This is a genomic window from Nodosilinea sp. E11, assembly GCF_032813545.1.
Lineage (GTDB): Bacteria > Cyanobacteriota > Cyanobacteriia > Phormidesmidales > Phormidesmidaceae > Nodosilinea.
In genome coordinates this window covers 3,652,847-3,674,014 of sequence record NZ_CP136520.1, presented here as the reverse complement: position 1 = coordinate 3,674,014, position 21,168 = coordinate 3,652,847, and the positions used below count along the sequence as shown (strand labels likewise).

General features: G+C 55.8%; 16 protein-coding genes. 8 read left to right on the top strand and 8 right to left on the bottom strand.

The window, feature by feature from the left end; translation table 11 throughout:
* Positions 1-280 precede the first annotated feature (280 nt).
* From RRF56_RS18470 to RRF56_RS18455, 4 genes are all read left to right on the top strand, one after another.
* Complete coding sequence (locus RRF56_RS18470; RefSeq protein WP_317034630.1) at positions 281-1,549, top strand: efflux RND transporter periplasmic adaptor subunit; 1,269 nt, start codon at positions 281-283, stop codon at positions 1,547-1,549.
* Positions 1,550-1,580: 31 nt separating this feature from the next.
* Positions 1,581-4,808: an efflux RND transporter permease subunit gene (locus RRF56_RS18465; protein WP_317034629.1), complete on the top strand. Its 3,228-nt coding sequence runs from the start codon at positions 1,581-1,583 to the stop codon at positions 4,806-4,808.
* Between the two features lie 72 nt (positions 4,809-4,880).
* A complete protein-coding gene (locus RRF56_RS18460) occupies positions 4,881-5,552 on the top strand; it encodes a hypothetical protein (protein ID WP_317034628.1) in 672 nt (223 codons plus the stop codon).
* Between the two features lie 116 nt (positions 5,553-5,668).
* Complete coding sequence (locus RRF56_RS18455; protein ID WP_317034627.1) at positions 5,669-6,226, top strand: Uma2 family endonuclease; 558 nt, start codon at positions 5,669-5,671, stop codon at positions 6,224-6,226.
* A 364-nt stretch (positions 6,227-6,590) separates the two neighbouring features.
* On the opposite strand, the gene RRF56_RS18450 is transcribed toward RRF56_RS18455, so the two are convergent.
* Entirely contained in the window at positions 6,591-8,201 is a 1,611-nt protein-coding gene (locus tag RRF56_RS18450) for an EAL domain-containing protein (protein ID WP_317034626.1), read from the bottom strand.
* Between the two features lie 444 nt (positions 8,202-8,645).
* On the opposite strand from RRF56_RS18450, the gene RRF56_RS18445 reads away from it, so the two are divergent.
* Positions 8,646-9,611 (top strand): ABC transporter ATP-binding protein, encoded by a 966-nt coding sequence (locus RRF56_RS18445; RefSeq protein WP_317034625.1) that lies wholly within the window; start codon positions 8,646-8,648, stop codon positions 9,609-9,611.
* A 206-nt stretch (positions 9,612-9,817) separates the two neighbouring features.
* Complete coding sequence (locus RRF56_RS18440; protein WP_317034624.1) at positions 9,818-10,591, top strand: hypothetical protein; 774 nt, start codon at positions 9,818-9,820, stop codon at positions 10,589-10,591.
* A gap of 121 nt (positions 10,592-10,712) precedes the next feature.
* Here RRF56_RS18440 and RRF56_RS18435 read toward each other — a convergent pair whose 3' ends face one another.
* The 4 genes from RRF56_RS18435 to RRF56_RS18420 all read right to left on the bottom strand — a co-directional run bounded on the left by RRF56_RS18435 (position 10,713) and on the right by RRF56_RS18420 (position 12,940).
* Positions 10,713-11,396, bottom strand: coding sequence for an HAD-IA family hydrolase (locus RRF56_RS18435; protein ID WP_317034623.1), 684 nt, complete (start codon positions 11,394-11,396; stop codon positions 10,713-10,715).
* A 51-nt stretch (positions 11,397-11,447) separates the two neighbouring features.
* The gene (locus tag RRF56_RS18430) at positions 11,448-11,780 is read right to left on the bottom strand and encodes a DUF86 domain-containing protein (protein ID WP_317034622.1); all 333 of its coding nucleotides are present in this window, start codon (positions 11,778-11,780) and stop codon (positions 11,448-11,450) included.
* Positions 11,777-12,067, bottom strand: coding sequence for a nucleotidyltransferase family protein (locus tag RRF56_RS18425; RefSeq protein WP_317034621.1), 291 nt, complete (start codon positions 12,065-12,067; stop codon positions 11,777-11,779). The genes RRF56_RS18430 and RRF56_RS18425 overlap by 4 nt, the downstream gene beginning before the upstream one ends.
* Before the next feature lie 84 nt (positions 12,068-12,151).
* Positions 12,152-12,940 carry a TIR domain-containing protein gene (locus RRF56_RS18420; protein WP_317034620.1) on the bottom strand — a complete coding sequence of 263 codons (789 nt, stop codon included), beginning with the start codon at positions 12,938-12,940 and terminating at the stop codon, positions 12,152-12,154.
* 302 nt (positions 12,941-13,242) lie between these two features.
* Between RRF56_RS18420 and RRF56_RS18415 the strand changes: the two genes are divergently transcribed.
* Both RRF56_RS18415 and RRF56_RS18410 read left to right on the top strand, forming a co-directional pair.
* Positions 13,243-14,742: a glutamine synthetase family protein gene (locus tag RRF56_RS18415; protein ID WP_317034619.1), complete on the top strand. Its 1,500-nt coding sequence runs from the start codon at positions 13,243-13,245 to the stop codon at positions 14,740-14,742.
* A 317-nt stretch (positions 14,743-15,059) separates the two neighbouring features.
* Positions 15,060-16,454 carry an acetamidase/formamidase family protein gene (locus RRF56_RS18410; protein WP_317034618.1) on the top strand — a complete coding sequence of 465 codons (1,395 nt, stop codon included), beginning with the start codon at positions 15,060-15,062 and terminating at the stop codon, positions 16,452-16,454.
* A 94-nt stretch (positions 16,455-16,548) separates the two neighbouring features.
* On the opposite strand, the gene RRF56_RS18405 is transcribed toward RRF56_RS18410, so the two are convergent.
* The 3 genes from RRF56_RS18405 to RRF56_RS18395 form a co-directional block, all read right to left on the bottom strand.
* Positions 16,549-17,070 carry a rhodanese-like domain-containing protein gene (locus RRF56_RS18405; RefSeq protein ID WP_317034617.1) on the bottom strand — a complete coding sequence of 174 codons (522 nt, stop codon included), beginning with the start codon at positions 17,068-17,070 and terminating at the stop codon, positions 16,549-16,551.
* Between the two features lie 148 nt (positions 17,071-17,218).
* A complete protein-coding gene (locus tag RRF56_RS18400; protein WP_317034616.1) occupies positions 17,219-20,269 on the bottom strand; it encodes an EAL domain-containing protein in 3,051 nt (1,016 codons plus the stop codon).
* Positions 20,250-21,110, bottom strand: a complete 861-nt coding sequence (locus tag RRF56_RS18395) for a FecR family protein (protein WP_317034615.1) — start codon at positions 21,108-21,110, stop codon at positions 20,250-20,252. Before RRF56_RS18395 ends, RRF56_RS18400 begins: the two co-directional genes overlap by 20 nt.
* Positions 21,111-21,168: the final 58 nt, after the last annotated feature.

Genomic DNA, 21,168 nt, shown 5'->3' with positions numbered 1-21,168 from the left:
ACAGCTGGGATGGGGCACAGGCGCTGCTGCTTCGGCGGGAGAAAAATTACAGAGCTGTCATTTTCTAGTCATCGTTCTGTCATCGTTTTGCGGGATGACATAGAGGAGTTGAACACCGTCTAACCAGAGTTAGGCCAGTATTAGGTCGTAGCGGTATCGATGCGATCGCAATCAAAATCAAGGCTTAAAACAAAGCAGTCTGGATGGCATCTGCTGAAAGACAGACGCTGGCCTGAGAAGTGTAAAGTAAGGTAAACCTAACAGGCTGGGGAAATAGCGCATGGTGATGAAGCAGTTAGGGCAGTCAAGGCGCGTTTTTGGACCCATATTTGGATATTTGCTGCTGGGCGGCATGGCGATCGCCACGGTAGCCTGCGGCCAGCCGGTAGAGCCCACGGACCAAGCCCAACCTGAGCGAGACTCAGGCGTGGTGGTTGATGTCGCGGTGGCTGAAGCCGCCGATGCCGGCGGCCGGGTCTACACAGGTACAACCCGCCCGGCGCGACAGGTGTCGCTGCGATCGCAGGCCGAAGGCCGATTGCTGTCGCTCACCCGCGACGTGGGCGATGTAGTGCAACAAGGCCAGGTCGTGGGCACCCTCGACAACGTGCTATTGCAAACCGCCGTGGGTGAGGCCCAGGCTGAGCTGGCCGCCCGCCAATTTGAAGTCACCCAGGCCGAGGCCGAACTCGCCGACATTCGCACCTCCATCGAAGACTCCAGAGTGCGCCTTCAGCAGGCCAGCAACGATGCCCAGCGCCTTCAGACCCTGGCCGACCAAGGGGCTGTGGCCGCCCAGGCCGCCGAGCAAGCCCAAACCACCGTACGCACAGCCGAGCAAGCCCTGGCGTCATCTCAAGAGCAGGTGCGCACCCGGCAGCAGGCGGTCTCGGCAGCCCAGCAGCGGGTCGAAGCCCAGCGCTCAATTCTTCGAGAAACCCAGCAGCGGCTCTCCTTTGCTAACTTAACCGCTTCGCTCTCGGGGGTGGTGCTAGAGCGAGTTGCCGAACCCGGCGATTTAGTCTTACCCGGCGAAGCGGTGCTCACCCTCGGCGATCTATCGGCGGTGCTGGTGGTGATTGAAGTCGCCGATAGCAACCTGAGCGAGTTCAGCGTGGGGCAGTCGGTTGAAATCGAGATCGACGCCTTTGCCAACGAAACCTTCACCGGCCAAGTCACCCGCATTTCGCCCGTCGCCGACAGCACCTCCCGCCAGCTGCCGGTAGAAATTACTGTCGCCAACCCCGGTGGCCGCATTGGCAGCGGCCTATTGGCTCGGGTGACTAGCGCTGGCAGCCAGGCCAATGCGGTCGTGGTGCCCGAAGATGCCCTCGGCAATGCTGAGGAGGCTGAGGACCAAATTTTTGTCGTTACCGAGGCCGATGGGCTCTCGGTGGTCGAAGCTCGCACCGTGCAGGTGGGCGATCGCGCCGATGGTCAGGTGACTATTCTGGCTGGCCTGGCCCCTGGAGAGCAGTACGTCGTGCGCAGCAGCCAGCCCCTAGCCGGCGGACAGACAGTAGAGCTCAGTTTAACGTCCGAATCGTAACGATCCCAAGCTCCCTCACACCCATCTATCCATGACTCCCCCCTCCTCCCTTTCTGGCAGCCGCTTTAGCATCAGCGGGCTAGCCATTCGGCGGCACATCGGCACCCTCATGCTGGGGCTAACGGTGCTGGTCATGGGCTTTTTTATTACGACCCAGCTGCCCGTCGATCTGCTGCCGTCGATTACCTATCCCCGCATTGGCGTCCGGGGTGATGCCCCCGGTCTATCGCCCCAGGTGGCCGTAGATGAGATTACCCGGCCCCTAGAAGAGGCGCTATCGACCACCGAGGGGGTGGTGCAGGTTTTTTCTCAGACTCGCGAAGGACAAGTCAGCATTGACCTATTCTTCGCCCCCGGCGGCGATATTGACCAGGCCCTGAACGATGCGACGGCTGCCCTCAACCGCGCCCGCAGCACTCTGCCCGACAACATTGAAACCCCGCGCCTGTTTAAGTTTGACCCCTCCCAACTGCCCGTCTACGAGATGGCGCTCACCTCCGATCGCCTCAGCCCCCAAGACCTGCGCATCTTTGCTGAAGAAGAACTAGAGCGAGAGCTGCAGCAGGTGCCCGGCGTAGCCAGCACCGATGTCTCGGGCGGCGTTAACGAGGAGGTGCAGGTGAATGTGGATCTGCGCCGCTTGCAGGCGGTGGGTATTGGGGTAACAGATGTGATCGAGGCCCTGCGTGAGCGCAATCAGGACATCTCAGGCGGTCGCCTGCGCGGCGGCAGTGAAGAAACCCTGACCCGCTTGGTGGGTCGGTTTCAGTCCGCCGATGAGATTCAAAATCTGCAAATTACGGTGCCAGGCACCACTCCGCCCCAGCAGGTTTACCTGCGAGATGTGGCTACGGTAATCGACGGTATCGAAGAGCAGCGGATTGCGGTGCGTCTCAACGGTCAACCGGCGGTTAAAGTGAGCATTCAAAAGCAGCCCGATGCCAACACCATTGACGTGGTAGACGGGGTCAAGGCCAAGCTCGACCAGATGCGTCAGGGCGGAGCGATGCCTGAGGGCATGGATATGACCGCCACCCTCGACGAGTCGCGGTTTATTCGCAACTCGATTCAAAACGTGGCGATCGCAGGGTTGACCGGCGCTACGTTGGCAGGCGTCGTGGTGCTGCTGTTTTTGGGCTCGCTGCGGCAGACCTTCATCATTGTCACCGCTATTCCCCTGGCTACCCTGGTGGCCCTGGTGCTGATGGGGCTGTTTGGGCTATCGCTCAACGTTTTTAGCCTGGGCGGTCTGGCCCTGGGGGTGGGCATTGTGGTGGATAACTCCATTGTCATGCTCGAAAACATGGCCAAGCGGGCCGAAGAAATGGAGGCCTCCCGCCAGAACGAAGGCTTTAGTACTCGCGAGGCCATTTTTCAGGCCGAGGCCAGTAGCCAGGAGTTAGAAAGTGCGCTGCTGGCCTCAACTACTACCAACCTGGTAGCGGTGCTGCCCTTTTTGCTGATCGGCGGCATTATCTCGCTGGTGTTTAACGAGCTGGTTTTGACCATTAGCTTTTCAGTGGCGGCATCGCTGGTGGTGGCCCTCACCGTGGTGCCCACCCTGGCCTCGCGGTTAATTATGGGCCGACCGACGCGATCGCTGCAAAGCTGGGGACCATTTCGGTGGTTTAATACCCGGCTGGAGGGCCTAACGCTAGGTTACGGCCGCCTGCTGCGTCGAGTGTTGCAGCAGCGCCTTTTAGTGATTGGGCTGGCGCTGCTGGTGTTTGGCGGTGGCAGCTTCTGGATGGTGGGCCAAATTCCCCAGGAAATTTTGCCGCGCATCAGCACTGGGCAGGCGCGGGTAAACGTGCGGCTGCCCGCCGGTACCACCCTTGAGGCCAACCAGCGGGTGATGCAGGCCATCGACGAAGTGCTGCTGGCTCAGCCCGAAACCGACTATGCCTTTACCACCGCTGGCGGGTCGTTGTTTGGCAGCAACACCAACGAAAATACCCTGCGCGGCAGCACGACCATCACCCTCAAACCAGGCACCAACACCGTTGCCTACGTAGACCGCATCAATACCGAACTCAACCGTCTCCCCCTAGTCAATACTCGGGTTAACGTCAGCCCTGAGTCAGTGCGAGGGCTCAACTTGACCAATTCTCCGGTGCGGGCTGATCTTGACCTGGGCCTCCAGGGCGAAGACCCCGACGCGCTGTTTGAAGCGGGGGAGCAGGTGCTAGCGGCCCTGGGTCAGCAAGCTACCCTGGCCCGATTCCGCCCCGATGGCGAAGACCCCCAAGACGAAGTACGCATTACCCCAGACTGGGCGAGAGCCACCAACCTCGGCCTCTCCTCGGGCGATATTGGAACGACCATTCAAACCGCGCTGAATGGCTCAGTGCCCACCCAGCTTCAGCGCGGCAATCGCCTGGTCGATGTCAAAGTTCAGCTCGAACCGGGCACTGTGCAGCGATCGGCTCAGCTGTTAGATATTCCTTTGTTCACCAGCGGGGGTCAACTGGTACAGCTGGGCGATGTGGCCCAGGTGGGCCGTGGCCCTGCCCCCGGCCAAATTCAGCGCATCAACCGACGGCAGGTATTTTTGATTGCGGGCGACCTGGCCGAAGGGGCTAGCCTGGGCGATGCCTTGGCTGAAGCCACCGACATTGTGGCGGGGCTAGACCTGCCCGGGGGCATTACCCTACTGCCCAGTTCGGCGGCTGAAACGAATCAAGAGCTTCAGCAGTCGCTCTCGGTACTGGGTGGTTTGGCGGCCTTCCTGGTGTTTGTGGTGATGGCCGTGCAGTACAACTCCCTGATTGACCCGCTGGTGATTATGCTGACGGTGCCCTTAGCTCTGGCCGGAGGCATTCTCGGTTTGTTTTTGACTCAGACGGCGATCGGAGCCACGGTGGTAGTGGGGGCAGTGCTGCTGGTGGGCATTGTGGTAAACAATGCCATCATCCTGGTGGAATTGGCCAATCAAATCTATGAAGCCTCAGGCTGCACGCGGCAGGAGGCAATCTTGCGGGCCGCTCCCCGTCGCCTGCGCCCAATTCTGATGACCACCTTTACAACGGTGCTGGGCCTGTTTCCTTTGGCGCTGGGGGTCGGTGAAGGGGCAGAATTTTTGCAGCCCCTGGGCATTGTGGTGTTCTCAGGGCTGTCTCTGGCAACGGTGCTGACGCTGTTTATTATTCCGTGCTTCTATACTCTGCTCCACGGGGGGCTGGGGTCGGGGGGCAAACGGGCGATCGCCACCGATAGTCAGTTAGAAACGGTAGATAGCTCAGAGGTATTGCAGCCTTAACCGCCCCTGGCCCAATATGGAATGTGTCATTGAGCTAGCAGTTGACTAGATGCTGTTTTCTCGCAATGAGCTATGACACTCCATACCTACCAGCCCCCGGTTGATGCCCTGTTACACTATGGCGAATGCCAGGGCGTCAACGCTAAAGATTGGCCCAACTACGTCCAAGAATTTGGCCTGACTGCTGACTACGTTCCTGCCTTGATTCAAATGGCCCAGGACGAGCAACTGTGGGCCTTTTTTGAGGGCGACTACGATCGCGAAGACGAGTTTCGAGCGGCGGGCATCGACCCAGACGCGGCGCTATGGGCACCGGCCCACGCCTGGCGATCGCTGGGGCAACTGCAAGCCGCCGAGGCGATCGCTCCCCTGGCGGATGTGTTGCAGCGCTACGACCTCGCGGCAATGGAGGCGGCCTACAGCGCCAAAAAAGTGGACGAAATGTTCGTTGGCTCCTGGGCTCGGGTGCAGGTCGATCTGGGGCTCAAGCAAGAATCGGACTTTACCGCTGAAGAACTAGCGATTCACTACACCCCCAAGCAGGAGCAGATGATGGCCAATATCAAAGCCTTTGTGAAGCAGCAACAGGCCCCGCCGCCGCAGAGTTTACCTAGACAACTGGGCACCAAACCGCCAGAGTTCAGGGATATTGCGGCTCAGAAGGGCGGCAAAAAGCTAGCGGCTAAGCCTGGCTTTGGCGGCGGAGCGGTGTCTGGTTCAAAGGGCAAGAAAAAGAAAAAATAGCGCCCCACCCTCATTTCCCCAACCCCAATTTGACCCCTGCCTATGTTTCTAGAGCCGCCCAGAACGCCATAGGCTTAAAATAGAACAGTGAACGATACAGCAGGGTCGTTGGTGCCATGTCTGGATTACCCATGATTTTGAGTTTAGATCGGGTAAACCTAACCGATGACCAGTTTTATCGACTGTGTGAAGCTAACCCAACGACACCGTTGGAACGTTCAGCGTCGGGGGCTTTGGTAATTATGTCTCCAGTGGACGGAGAAAGCGGAGAGCGTGAAGCCGATTTAATTACTGATTTAGCCCTCTGGAATCGACAAACTAAGCTGGGCAAGGTATTTAGTTCATCGACGCTGTTTAAGCTGCCGGGCGGCGGTGATCGCTCTCCAGATGTAGCCTGGGTTGAGCTGTCGCGCTGGAATACGCTGACTCCAGACGAGCAGACTGGCTTTCCGCCAATTTGCCCAGATTTTGTGATCGAGCTGCGCTCTAAAACGGATACACTGCCTCCCCTAAAAGACAAAATGCAGGAGTATCTGTCCAGTGGGCTGCGGTTGGGCTGGCTGATTAACCCCCAAGGGCAAACGGTGGAAATCTACCGACCAACTTTATCCGTAGAAACGGTGCCGTTTCCGGCTAATTTATCTGGGGAGGCGGTGTTCCAGGGTTTGCATTGAGGTGGCCGCTGACTTGACCCCTTAATACTAAATCCTGAATGAATACCCCCGATTTGTAGGGGGGTAGCATGCTACCCCCCTACGGGGTTCCTGATTATGAACCGGGGTTTACCAAATCGGATTTGGTATAAGATCATTAAGATAAGTAAATACCCCACCTGTCGTTGGGAGCCTAATCCTTTCGTGCAACTTGTCCATGGTCCAACCGATGATTGGGCTCAGTGCGTGCTCTGCTACAAATTGAATTGGACATCATGAGGCGTGACAACTTGCATAACCCATTAAGGCTAACCCAATTCACCTACTTTTCAGTTATTCCTTGCAAAGGGATCTGGTTGTTGCGATACCTAACCTACTCACAAAATTAGTCGTCAATAAGTGATCTTGATTTAATAAGGAACTGCTCAAACTCTTGGATAGGAATCGGCCTAGAATATAGCCAGCCCTGACCATACTCAACATGGTGACTGCAAAGAAATAGGTGTTGTTCTTCAGTTTCAATACCCTCTGCCACCATAGTGAATCCCATTTTATGACCCAAATCAATAATGCTTTCTAGAATATTAGTAATTTGGGAATTTTTGTTAATGGCTGCAACGTAGAACCGATCAATTTTCAATATGTCAATGTCCAACTGGTGCAGATAACTTAAACCTGAATATCCCTGCCCGAAGTCGTCTAGAGCAATACGAGATCCCAATGTACGCAGACGAGATAAAATATCAGTTGTAATAGTTCCAGATCTAATTGCTGCTGCAGATTCAGTTACTTCAAAGACAAATCGACTAGGTTGGCAGAGTTGATTTGTCTCTGATGGTTGCTGAAACCAGTTTATAAGATTATCTAGGCTGCCAGAGTTCAACTGACCTGGCGAAACATTAATAGATGTATATAAATCTGAATATTGATTATACAGATGTTCTTGCTCCTGGGCGGCCTGCTTGACCACCCATTCTCCGATTTTGTTAATCAAGCCAGTTTTTTCGGCGACAGGGATAAATACTCCAGGTGATAAAACCCCCTGCTTGGGATGATACCACCGCAGTAACGCCTCAGAACCGACGCATTCACGGGTCATTAGGTTGAGAATGGGTTGATAATGAATCACCAATTCTTTATTTTCTAGTCCAATTTTTAGTTCACAATCTAATCCTTCTAACTGCTTAACCAGTTGCAGAGCCAACACAAACATAAGTCCACTGCATAATGTGGCTATCGGGCCGCTGATAAATAGCATCCTGCGCCATCTTTTTAAGACCAAACTTCTGGGCACCTCGCTAATGACCAGCACATCGCCATTGTACGATGTTCGACTAAACCGAATCAATTTATTCACTTCTTCATGCTTTATTGTTTCAAGAGAAGGGATGTTGCCAATTCCTGCTAAAACTTCGCCACTTCTTGTATTGATATAGGCAAAAAAACCGTCAGTGCCAAGGTGTAAAGAGCGGTCAGTTCCCCATGGTTCTGTTAAGATAATCGGATTTACTAGAGCATTTACCTCGCCAAGCCCTTGGGTAGGCAGACTTAAAATAATAGACTCTTCTCCCATGATAGCTGTTTGAAGTGGCCCTAGAATTTGCAATGAATCATCGTTAGGATTAGAGCGTTGATCAAACGAAATCTTTTTGGGAGGGTCAACCAAGCCAAAGCTAGTCAAAAGCAAAAAACCTTGGTCATTAATGATGCCAATTTCTCGAAAAGTAGGATTGTCATAAACTATTCTCTCTAGCATTGCTTTGGCCATGGGATCGTTGGGATCAACGTTTCTTGCTACATCTAGTAGGACATCGTTGCCATTCTTTAGTAAGAAGTCAATTCGTTGAACACCGTTGTCAACATTTGCTCTTAGTGATGCTCTGGCAGTGCTGATATAGTCGAAATAGGAAATGCTTAAAAATATGGTGGGCGGAATTAGGCTGACTCCCAAAATACTTGCTAAAAGTGGAAGCCGTCTTTTAAAACGACTGATCATAAACCATTCCTCAAAAGTGACTTATAAATATAATCTCATGCCAAGTCCAGCTCGGGATCTGTAGTTTTCCTACAGGCAGAACTCCACTTCTGGACTTGGGTGAGGTTTGTTAGAAGATATTTGCAGGGTGCATCCCAGTTTTGAAAATGTCATTTTGAACGTAGCGATAGCGAAGTGAAGAATCCCGATCTTGCGTGAGGACTGAGATCCTTCGCTACACTCCGTTCCGCTCAGGATGACAAAAGTGGGATGCACCCTATTTGCAGGAGGGTGGGAGTAGGTTGCTTCGCATAGATTCCCGTGAAAACGGAAATGAAAGCTGCAGCTTTATGGGTTCATGAATAATCTAGGCTAGGCCAATTGCACCTGGCTCCCGCCGCCCTATAGGCAAAAGACTTTAAGATAAGTAAAGATTCTACCTATCGCTGGGAGCTTAATCCTTTCGTGCAACTTGCCCATCGCTCAACCGATGATTGGACTCAAAATTCTTCGTCAGGCTCCATCGTGCTAGACACCCGCGATCTCTCGAAGGTCTATGGGCGAGGCAAACAGCGGTTTGAAGCCGTAAAGCAAGTCTCCTTAACCCTGCACCAGGGCGAGGTGCTGGCCTTTTTAGGCCCCAACGGAGCCGGTAAAACTACCACCATCAAGATGATCGCTGGTCTGGTGCGCCCCACCCAGGGGCAGGTGACTGTGGTAGGAGAAGACCCCCACCGCCAGCCCCGCGCCCTGCGCCACATTGGGGCCGTGCTAGAAGGCAACCGCAATTTGTACTGGCGCTTGACCCCAGAAGAAAATCTGGACTATTTTGGTGCCCTGCGGCAGGTGCCCCGCAAGATAGCTCATCGCCGGGGGCTAGATTTGCTGGCCCGGTTTGGGCTAGAAGACAAGCGCCATACTCCTGTGCAAAAGCTCTCTCGGGGCATGCAGCAAAAAGTGGCGATCGCCGTTGCCCTGATCCACAACCCTAAACTGCTGCTGCTGGATGAACCCACCCTGGGGCTGGATGTGGAGGCAGGCGAAATGGTCAAAGCCCTGGTGCGCCAGATCGCCCAGGAAGGCCGCGCCATTTTGCTCACCACCCACCAGCTCGATGTGGCCGAAGAACTCTCGGACCGGGTGGCGATCATTCGCCGGGGCCGAATCATTGCTGAACAGTCTACCGAAGCCCTGCTGAAAGAATTTTCAAGTTCTACCTACCACCTGGAGCTAGAACACGAACTGTCCCCAGCGCAAATCCACGCCGTCACCCAGTTGGGGGCAACGGTGCAGGGCACCCAGGTTGCCTACGCGGGCACCCCAGAACATCTCTATGGGCTACTGGGGGCGCTGAGCCCCGTGCCACTGGTGTCGGTGCAGCGCGATCGCGCCGATCTCACCCAGGTATTTCTCAAACTGGTCAAAGACTAATACTGGAAGACAGAAGGATGTAGGGCTTTGCCCGTGCGGAGCAGGCAGAAAAGGACAGTTTATTAAAGCTTTCCAGCCGCATAACTTGGCCTACCGTTCCCGACACCCGCCACCCAACACCTAACACCCGAATTAACCCACCCCTGCCCCTCCCAGGAGGGGATTGCCCGACACCCGGCTTGCCGACACTAACCCTATAGTTTCCCATGATTGATCTGCTACACGCCGAACTCAAGCGCACCTGGATTCAGTTCATTCGCTACCCCACCGAGGTGATCTCGGGGATCGTGATCATCATGGCGGTCTTCTACGGGCTGTTTGCCAGTGCCCAGTATATGGCCGGGCCGGGGTTTGCCTTTGGCGATCGCCTCGATGCCGTGGTGCTCGGCTACGCCCTGTGGACCCTGATTATTTCGGTCAACAACGACATTGCCATTAACCTCCAGATCGAAGCCGAAACCGGCACCCTGGAGCAGGTGTTTCTCTCCCCCTACGGAGCACCGCGCGTGTTTTTGGCCCGCGCCTTTGCCAGTCTGGCCCTGCGGTTGGTCATCTTGATGGTGGTGTTGCTGCTTTTGATGGGCATCTCCGGCAGCCGCCTAGCCTTCCCGCCGCTGCTGCTGCTGCCGCTGGCGTCGCTGCTGCTGGCCGGTTACGGGCTGGCCTTTTTGATGGGGGCAGTGGCGCTGGTGTTTAAGCGGGTGCAGCAAATTTTGGGAATTTTTCAGTTTCTGCTGCTGTTTTTGCTGGCGGCCCCCCTGGAGGAGGCCACCGGCCCGATGCAGTATCTGCGGTTTCTCATTCCCATGCTGCCCAGCACCGGACTGCTGCGCGATCTGATGGCCCGCGATCTGGGACTAGACTGGTTGACCTACGGTCTGGCCCTGCTCAACGGAGTTGTCTATTTTGCCCTGGGGCTGCTCGTTTTCCGCTGGGCAGAATCTACCGCCAAGCAGCGGGGGTCACTGAGCGGGTACTAGCCCAAATTCTGCTCGGTTACCCGCGTTTAGAAGGGCAAATGCCATAGAGCCTCTGGCTCGGCTACGCCTACGCCCCTATGGTTTTGCCTGTTGAGCATTGGGGTGCGATTCGGATTTGGTGTTAGGTGGGTACTCTTTTCTGCTCGACCCGAACCACCAGTCCCTGGGGGACAACGCTAATTTGGATGGCAGCTAGGGTAGGGGCGATCGCATCGGCCAAACCCAAAGCCTCCACCCTATTCGTTGTCGTCACGGCAATCACCGTTGCCCCGGCAGCTTTTGCTGCCTCCACCCCGGCGGGGGCATCTTCAATGACCAGGCAGTCAGCCGGAGTCATGCCCATGCGCTCAGCCGCCAGCAGGTAAGGGTCGGGCGCTGGCTTGCCTCGCTGCACATCGTCGGCGGTCACCATCACTGAGGGTTCTGGCAGACCCAAGTAAGGGAAGCGAATCGAAACCGTTCGGCGGGTGCCACTGGTGGCTACCCCCCAGCGATCGCGCGGCAGCCCAGCCAAAAGTTCTAGTGCTCCGGGGTAGATCATCAGCCCATCGGTATCGTCAGCCTCAGCGGTTTCTTTGAGCCGGGCTTCCTCGACTACATCTAGATGAGACGCGACCTGGCGCATGGTTTCGACCGTGGGGCGACCGTGGTGAATGCGGGCGATCGCCTCATAGTCAACCCTGTGGCGATCGGCCCAGGCCCGCCAGTGGCGATCGGCTACCGGGTCAGAGTTGATCAGCACCCCATCGACATCGAAGATAATCGCCTGGCAGAGCAAGTCCATGATCGGCTGTATAAACGCCATAGGCCATTGTAGGCTCTCCAGGTTAAGGCCTCGTCAGCCAGTACAACATCGCTATAGAGACGCTAAAATTGATGCTATATTCTGCTTTAACGCAGGTAGTTCTTGATCGATAACCGTCCAAACAATATCGACATCAACCTCAAAATAGTTGTGCGCCAAAACATTACGCATTCCAATAATTTGCGACCAGGGGACTTCAGGATGCTGCTCTCTGATTGATGCTGACAAACTCCGGGATGCCTCGCCAATCACTTGCAGGTTTTGGATAAACCAGACTTGAATCAGCTCACTTTGCTCAAACGCCTGGACGCCTTGAACAGCGTAGCGCTCAATGCGTTCAATGGCTTCCAGAATATCTTCTAGTTTTTCGCGATCGCTTCTCATAGAGGCACAGCTTCGCTCAGAACGCGATCGCGGATCTTAGCCCGCAGCCCTTTTTCAGTCACGATATCTACTGGGCAACCCAGCAGGTCTTGCAACTCCATCAATAGCCCACCCAGATCGAATAGACTGCGTCCCGCCTCCATATCGACCAAGAAATCAATATCACTTTGAGCATCTGCCTCGTTGCGTGCTACAGAACCAAAAACTCGAATGTTGTATGCTCCGTGCTGCTCTGCAAGAGCTAAAATCCTGTCACGCTTCTCTCGAAGTTGTTTATCAATATGCATGAAAAATGCCGCAAATCAGAGCAAATTAGATGACCACCAACTTTAAGCTAAGTTTTTGCCTCAAGAAATATTCACAGAGAATGTTTATTTACTCAGTTTATTAATAATTCGAGACGCAAGATACTCAGGAGTAACATCATGAATGTTGAGATATGCGACTGTAAACGGAAGGCCAGGAAGTTTAGTCGAATCAAAGTGAACTGGCAAAACGCTATCATCTCGGCGTGAGATCCTGCCAGCTAAGGCGCTCTGTCGTTCATGATTTGTCCAAGATTTATTAATGTAGTTTTGAGAGACAAAAATGACGATGTATCGTGAATTAGAAGAATAAACTTTTTCAAGCTCAATAGCGAGATCCTTACCCCAAAGATCCTCAAACTCATCATAAAAGATAGAAATTCCTGACTCCTTAAGATATTTTGCAACGCTGGAGACATAATTTCTCTGTTCTCCCGCGAAGGAAAGAGAGACATCGTAAAGAAAGTTTGTTCCTGCGTCAGAACTAGCTGTTCTTACGGTACTCTGGCTATTCCTTACTGATATCTCTGGAGTTTTGTCTCCTTTTAGCCTAGAGACAATTTTACGGGCAGCAAGAACCTGCTTTGTATCCGATGATGAGTCATCCTCAGCTAACTCAATAAGATCTTCTAGGACTTGAGACACAAGATCATCTGATTCCTGCATCCAAAAGGTTCTGAGACGATTTGCCTTTGAACCGCTTGCATATTCGTATTTAGAGTCATAGATGTCGACTCCGGCTGCATCATGCATGAAATCTGAAAATGTTCGGTTGCTGAAATCCAGAACATAACCAGATGCCATACCGAAAAGCTTTTCTAGCTTTCGCTTATCGCTGTGAGAAAGAGAAGACAACGGCTTAGAAATACTTTCTACAAGAGAGCTAACATAAGGTTTGCATAAAGAAGACCTTTCAACTTATGCAAAAGGCACACACTCTTTAAAGCGCATGTCAATGCTGCGGGGACACACCACTAAGAGTATCAAATGCAATCCTACTCTGACCACGTTTCTTCAAATATGGCTACACGGAGTGGCAAAGCTTGTATGACAGAACAGATGCCCCGTATCTAGTCGTCGTATCAATGGCTACAAACTTGTTATAACAAGTTGGCTTTACTGAGACCATTCCGCTCTGCAAGCTAGGAGGTCTCACGGTGACTGGAGTGCTAACGCGGGTCGATACCTCGACCGATTTGGAGCGCTACGTTGTCGCCGAGGGGCGCGACGAGTTGGTTAAGCAGGTGCGAGCCAAAATCGACGAACTGGGCATTCAGTACATCTATTACCAGTTTGTCTCGGTCACCGGGCGTGTTGTCGGTAAAGGCATTCCCGCTGACTATTGGGAAACTACGGCTGCCAATGGCTTTCAACTGGTCTACGGGGCCACCGTCAACCTGGCGATGGATCGCAATAGCCAGTACCTGGGCTACGGGCCTGAGGCCGCCGAACTGGTGGCTATTCCCGACCCGGAAACCTTTTGCCAACTGCCTTGGGACAAACGGGTAGCAAGAGTTTACTGCGTCTGCTTTCGCAACCGTGAAGAAGAGGAAGACGCAGCGGCGTTTTTGACCGGCGACTGTCGCGGCAACCTCAAGCGCATCCATGCCGAGTTTCAGGCGAAGCACGGCTTGCAGCTGCGCCACGGCTGCGAACCCGAGATGATGTGGCTGAAAAAAGGCCCCGACGGCAAGCCTAACGGCGGGGTGACCAAGCCCAACTGCTACCACATCGACCAGTTTGAAGAGCTGCGTCCGGTGTTTCTGCGGGTGATCGAGTACGGGCGGGCTATGGGGCTCGACATGATCCAGGGCGACCATGAGGATGCGCCGGGGCAGCTAGAGCTGAACTTTATGTTTGACGATGCGCTCAGGACCTGCGATCGCCTCACCACCTACCGACAGATCTGTGCCCAAGTGGCCCGCGAGTTTAACCTGATCGCCTGCTTTATGTCGAAGCCGTTTATGGGGGTGTCGGCCTCGGGCTGTCACCACAACCTGTCGCTGTGGCGGGGTGGCGACGAGGCGATCAAAATGTTTGGCTTTGACAGCCTGCCCGGTTTAGAGGGCAATTTCACCTACCACCAGGGCGGCGAGAATACCTTTATGCCGGTCGAAGGCACCTCCAAGCGCATCCCTGGGCCGGTGGGGCTGCACTGCATTGGCGGCGTGATCGAGCATTTGCCTGCCTTGACGGCGATCGGTTGCTCGACGGTCAACTCCTACCGCCGCCTGTGGGATGCGGGCTTTTGGGCACCGGTCTACTCTGACTGGGGCTACCAAAACCGCACCTGCGGCCTGCGGGTGTCGGCTCCGGGTCGGTTTGAGTACCGCGCGGTCGACTCAATGGTGAACCCCTACCTGATGGCGGGGGCCATTCTCAAAGCCTTTGACGACGGCCTCAGCCGCCAGCTCGACCCCGGCGAGCCGGAGCAGCGCAACATCTATGAGGCGATGGACAGTGGCAAGCAGGTGAAGAAGCTGCCGATGTCGTTGGGAGAGGCGCTGGATGCCCTGGCTACCGATGCGGTGATCCAGGCGGCGCTGCCGGGGGAAATGTATCGCCTCTACGACCAGTACAAGCGCGACGAGTGGATTCGCTTTTTGGCTACTACCACCAACTGGGATGTGGAGAACTATATGGACTGCCTGCCGTAGATTTGGGGAGAAACCCGGTTTCTGGATGCGTAGTCTTTTGACGTAGACCATCTAAGTCTTACCCATAGAGAGCGTTGTGGCAGGAGAGATCCCAGGGTTCTGCTGTCTTGGGCTCTGTGTCCTTGTTTAGCCCTAAAAGAACCCTGGGATCTGTTCAGCAGATGTCATTCATCCTTAGACTAGGCAGCGCCCACCAGCCTTGGGCTCACAACACTTCACCTAATGAAAAAATGCGTTGGCTAATATACAGAAGTTAGGTGCTGTATACAGAACCATGAAAGAGGTCTATGGTCAAAAATCCTCTGAGGAGGCTTAAAATGTCTGAAAATCGCAAAAAACGGTGGCCAAAGCTGTGGCCATCGCTCTTCATCACTACGATCGCACTCTGCTTTGGGGCCAGCTTTTTGCCTACGGGTATGACCCAAGCCAGTGCGGCGGTGCCCCCCCTCGAAAGCACCCTGCCCACCAGTTGCCCCAGCCCGGCTAGCAATCCCCGCCACTACAAAGTCGCCGCCAGCCCCGAAACGGTGCACTGGGGCTTTTACAGCAAGAATTTGGCCCCGATTGTTTCAATCAATTCCCAAGACTACGTGACGCTGGAGACCATCACCCACCACGCAGGCGACGACTACGATCGCATGATTGCAGGCGACCCGGCGATCGAGGCGATCTACAACTGGACGGCGGAGGAAAAGACAATCAGCGATCGCGGCCCCGGCGTCCACATTCTCACTGGCCCGGTGTATGTGTGCGGGGCCGAGCCCGGCGACCTGCTGGAGGTGAAAATTGTTGACCTGAAGCTGCGGCCCAGCGGCAGTGACCCCACCAAAACCTACGGCTCCAACGCCTCGGCCTGGTGGGGCTTTCAGTACGACAACTTTAAAGAAGAGCCTAAACCCCGAGAAGTGATCACCCTCTACGAGATGGATGCCACAGGCGAGCAAGACTACGCCACCGCCGTCTACCGCTATAAATGGACGCCCCAAACCACCCCCGACGGCACGGTACACGAGACCATCGACTACCCCGGCATCATCGTTGACCATGACACCGTGGACGAAATTGGCGAAACCCTAGAAGGGGTGAAGGTGCCCCTGCGCTTGCACCTGGGCTCTATGGGGGTAGCCCCCAACGAGGCTGCGGTGGTTGACTCGATTCCGCCCAGCTACTTTGGCGGCAACATTGACAACCGCAATATCGGCATTGGCACCGCCATGTACTACCCCGTAGCCGTACCAGGGGCGCTGTTCTCCGGCGGCGATGCCCACGCCTCCCAAGGCGATTCTGAGCTAGACGGCACTGCCATCGAGACCTCCATTACCGGAGTGTTTCAGTTTGTGCTGCACAAGCAAGCCGATCTGGCGGGCACCATTCTCGAAGGGGTCAATTACCCGCTGCTCGAAACCCCCGATAGTTGGATTGTCCACGGCTTTACCTACCCCAACTACCTTGAGGCTCTAGGCGACGATGCTCAAAGCGAAATCTATACCCTGTCTTCACTAGACCCGGCGCTAAAGGACAGCTCAGCCAAGCTGCGCGACTTTTTGATGAACGGCATGAATCTCACGGAAGACGAAGCGTTCTCACTGATCACTGTTGGGGCCGACTTTGCCATTACCCAGGTGGTCGACGGTAACTGGGGTGTGCACGGCATCATCCCTAAGGGCATCTTTGACCCGGCGAATGTGAAACCCAAGCCAGCGGTGAGTTGAGCTATAGCTATAGCTCATTACCTTAAAAAGGCCTACGACCCTAGGGTCGCAGGCCTTTTTGAATGGCTCTGCTAGCGATCGCTCAGGGGAAGACCTAAGCGCTGACCGGCGATGAAAAGGCCTTGATGCCTTCGGTCGGTCCGCTAATGCCTTTCCAGGCTGGAAGACCACCTTGCACAACCGCAACGCTGGTGTAGCCTGCCTGGCGAAGCTGGCTAGCCGCTTGGGCCGCCTGGTCGTTGCTATCGCCGTAGATGTAAATATCGCGCTTGGGCTCTAGGGTTGACTCAATGCCGCCAGGAATCTGCTCTATAGGCATGGGTACAGCACCCGTAATGCGCTCGTCATTAAAGGCTTCCCGGCTGCGTACATCTAAAATAGTGAGGGCCGGCTCACCCCAGTTCAACCGCTTCAGCAATTCATCGGGGGAAGCCTGGGACTTGGACATATCGGGAGGAGTGGGCAGAGGCTGGGTGACTTTATCTTTGACCGACTCGATTCCTTCTGCGACGCGGTCAGATGCCTCCTCGGCCTGCTCTGGAATGTGCTCCGCTTGGTGGGCCATTCTTTCGACTTGGTTAGGAATGTTTTCAATCGGATCGGGAAGATTAGTCATGCTAATACCTCTGTAATCAGCCAACAGTCTCACCTTAACGAGTCCTCTCCCTGGGCTCATCCGTCAGCGGGCATAACCAAACGTAGCGGCCCCATCCCTCTCGGGAAGGGGAACCCGTGGCCACAGGCGATCGCACCACTCTACCTATCTACCCTTCCTCAAGTGCTCTGGCTCGCAGATATTGACTAAACTGGCTGACGCTGAGCGGGCGGGCAAAGAAAAACCCTTGACCAAACTCACAACCCAGTTGATGGAGCGCCTCTAGCTGTGCCAGTTGCTCGATCCCCTCGGCAATTACCTGCATATTGAGGTGAGTCGCGAGGCGAACGATGGTTTCAACGATGCCGTACTGCTGAGCACTCTGGTGAATATTGGCAATAAAGCTGCGGTCGATTTTGAGAATATTCACCGGCAGCTGTTGCAGGTAGCCCAGCGACGAGTAGCCGGTGCCAAAGTCGTCGATGCTGAGGCAAATGCCGCGATCGCGCAGGGTTTGCATCACGGGCACTACCTGGTCGGGGTTTTGAATCACTACGGTTTCGGTGATTTCCAGCTTGAGGTTGGCAGCGGGTAGGCCGCTGTCTTGCAGCGTTCGATCGACTTGGGCAACAAAATCGGCCTGGGCAAACTGGGTGGCCGACACATTCACACTGACGACCGCGCTGGCCGTAATTAGATTACGGCGTCGCCAGCGCTGCATTTGGGTACAGGCTTCCCCCAGCACCCAGCCCCCGATCGCTACCATCAGGTCAGCCTCTTCGGCAAGGGTCATAAAGTCGTCAGGAAACAGCAGCCCTCGATCGGGGTGCAGCCAACGCAGCAGTGCCTCACAGCCCATGAGTTGTCGGTTTGCTAGGTTAACCATCGGCTGATAGTGAAGCTGAAACTCCTGCCGTTCTAGCGCCTGGCGTAGAGCTGTTTCGGTCTGTAGCGATCGCCGCACATTGAGATGCATGCCAGGCTCAAACAGCGCGTAGCCGAGGCCATGGGTCTTGGCCTGGTACATGGCGGTGTCGGCATCGCGCAGCAGCTCATCGGGGTGGTGGTAGTGGGGGCCACCGATAACAATGCCAATGCTGGTGTTGGTAAACAGCTGGTGCGACTGAATGATCAGCGCTTCACTAAACCGTTGGCGAATGCGCTGGGCCACCACGATCGCGTCGGCCACCTGGTCAAGGGTAGTCAGCAAAATCGTGAACTCATCGCCGCCAAACCGAGCTACCACGTCGGTGGGGCGCACACACTCTTGCACAATGGTGGCCACCCGCTTCAGCAAGTCATCGCCTACCCCATGACCAAAGGAGTCGTTGATCAGCTTAAAGCGATCGCAGTCGAGAAACAGCACGGCAAACAGGTCGCCCGCGGGCTGGTCAAACTGGGCACTGAGATGGTTCAAAAACTGGCGACGATTGGGCAACCCCGTCAGCACGTCATGTAGGGCCTCGTAGGTCATTTGGTTTTGAGCCCGCTGGCGCTCGGCGATCTGCTCTTGCAGCGATCGGTTGAGCTGTTCGAGCTGGCGGGTGCGCCCCTGCACCTGCTCTTCGAGGGTATTGTTGAGCTGCCGCAATTCAGCCTCCAGCCGCTGACGGTCGGTGATGTCTTCGATCAGTACGATCGCCCCTGGAGGCCAGTCAGCCGGACTGTGGGTATCGGCAAGCAGCGGCTCAAAGCGAAGCTCGTACCAGCGATGCGGCGATCGCGTCTCGCCCCCACCCGAGGCGCGATCGCGCTGCCCAACCTGCTGCCGCACCTGGGTCGGCACCCGCTGCCCTTGGGCCACCAAGGCCCAGAGCTGTTGCCAGCCCCCCGACTCAAACCAGGCGATCAGCTGGCTGGCTGCTAGCTGATCGCCTGCTGCCAGCCCCAGCCACTCCTGGGCTAAAGGATTGACAAACCAGACAGTGCCGTCTGCCGCCGCCACCACCAACCCCAGGGGTAAACTGCGGGCAATGGCGGCCTGAATGGCCTGGGAGCGCCCAAGTTGCTGGGTGAGTTCGACCAGCTGAACGACCCCTGAGGTGCGATCGAAGGGAAGCGCTGGCGGCATAGCTGCTGAGTCTGGCTGGGAAGGAAAGGGGCTGGGCAGCAGCAGTGAGTGATGGCGGCGTTGCAGTCCGGCGGTCATGCGTGTTAGCCAGCGGTTTTGCCGCAGCCCCTGCTGGCCCATGGTCAGGCCACCAACGCTGCTCACCAGCAGCATCGGCCCCACCACCGGCAACCAAACATTTGCCGTCAACAGGCCCAGGGCTAAAGCCCACCAAGCCATCAGAAAAAAAACCACTAACCCCAGCTGCTGAGGCAGCGATCGCCGCTGTAACCCAACCACCAACGCCAGCGCCAACGCTAAAACCAGCCCCCAGCTCCCAGGCATTGGCCTCAGCCAGCGTTGCAGCAGCAGGTTATCGATCAGCGCTCCATGCAAATAGACGCCGCTGGCGGGCGGCTCGGTGTCAAAGGGGGTCACCCAGTCATCGAGGCCCAGGGCAGTGGCCCCAATCAACACCACCTTGCCCTCAAACACCTGGGGCGACACCCGCCCTTCTAGCACCTCCACCAATGAAACAGTGGTCAGGTGGCTGGCCGAACCGGGCCAATTGACCCACAGGGGGCGATCTAAGGGCGGCAATGTTACGGACTGCTGAGTCAACCTCAGGGCCTCCGCCGTGACCACCGCCAGGGCGGGCTCAGCGCCGACTATGGGCTTAACGCTGTGAAGGTAGCCGCCCTGGTGCTGCTGCAAGATGTGGCCGCTGGCCAGGGCGGCGGTGGCCAGGGTCGGAGTTGGCCCCAGGGGGGTGCCCTGCCGATCCCATGCGGAGGCCAGCAGGACGGCAGGATGAGCCGCGATCGCCTCGGACAGCAGGCCATCGTCGGTGCTGATATCGCTGAAGATCAAGTCAAACACAATGACCCTAGGCGGTGCCGCCTGCAATCTTCGCAGCAGCTCAGCGTAGTGTCGTCGGGGCAAAGGAAAGGCCCCCAAGGCTGCCAAGCTGGGCTCGTCAATGGCAATTAGCACTACCTGGTCTGCCCAGGGGCGTGGCCCCCGCAGGCGAAAGCGTAACTTAGACTCGGCTTGTACTAGGGGAGCTAGCAGCCCTAGTTCGCTTACGGTTAAAACGAAAAGACCGGCAAGACCCAGAGGAAGTAGCCATACCAGTCTTTGGTGAAACCAGTTAGAGAAGGTAAATCTCATGAAGTTGTTGGCGGCCAAGGGGAGTGATCACAAGGACCTCGACTCGCAAGCGGGATGTTGCCAAACGCGTGAGGCGAAACTCGCCCTGGCGATCGACATCCTGGGGTGCTCCATTCACAAACACAGTGTTGACGGGGTCAACCTGGCCAATTAGGGTGACATAGCGGGTGTTATTGGTTAAAAACACCTCACGCCTATACTGTAATCCTGGATCATCGCGGAGGGGCACCGGCTCGGTGGGCGGCTCCCCAGGCCAGATCGAGTTTTGAAAACCCGCAGGCAATGCTACAGATTCTCCAGCAGCGCTGGTCTCGACGGCCCCAGAAAGGGTGGCAATGCCGGTTTTGCCGTTTTCCTGCACGCTGACGCCAAACTCGGTACCGCGCACGCCGCTAATGCCGGCGGGGGTCTGAATTTCAAACTGAGAGCCGGTGTTGGTAAAACGCCGCAGCCGCGTACGTACTTGCCCCCGCGACACGTTGAGATGCGTGATGCGACCTCCATCGGAGGCCATCTCTAGGGTGCGAATGCGCAGCTCAGTCCGCTCAGACACATCTAAAAAGCCTACGTCAGTATCGACTTCGAGCACCACTGCCGCTCGACTGCCAGTGCGCAACCCATCGCCTACCGCTGATAAGCGATCGCCCACTGCCGCCGGAGCAGACCGCTGCGATCGCAGCAGCACGACTTCGCCCTGTATCTGGCGCACCGATAACCCCCGCTCTACCCGTACAGGGATGGCCTCGGTATTTAAGGCTACGAGTAAAACAGTAATAATACTGATCAGTCCTAGGACTGGCCAGCGCAGCCAGCGATCGCTCATAGCCGGACGGTAAGGCATTGACTTGCAAGTAACAATTAACTATGTGTATCTTTTACCACGTTCAGGCTTCAGGTCA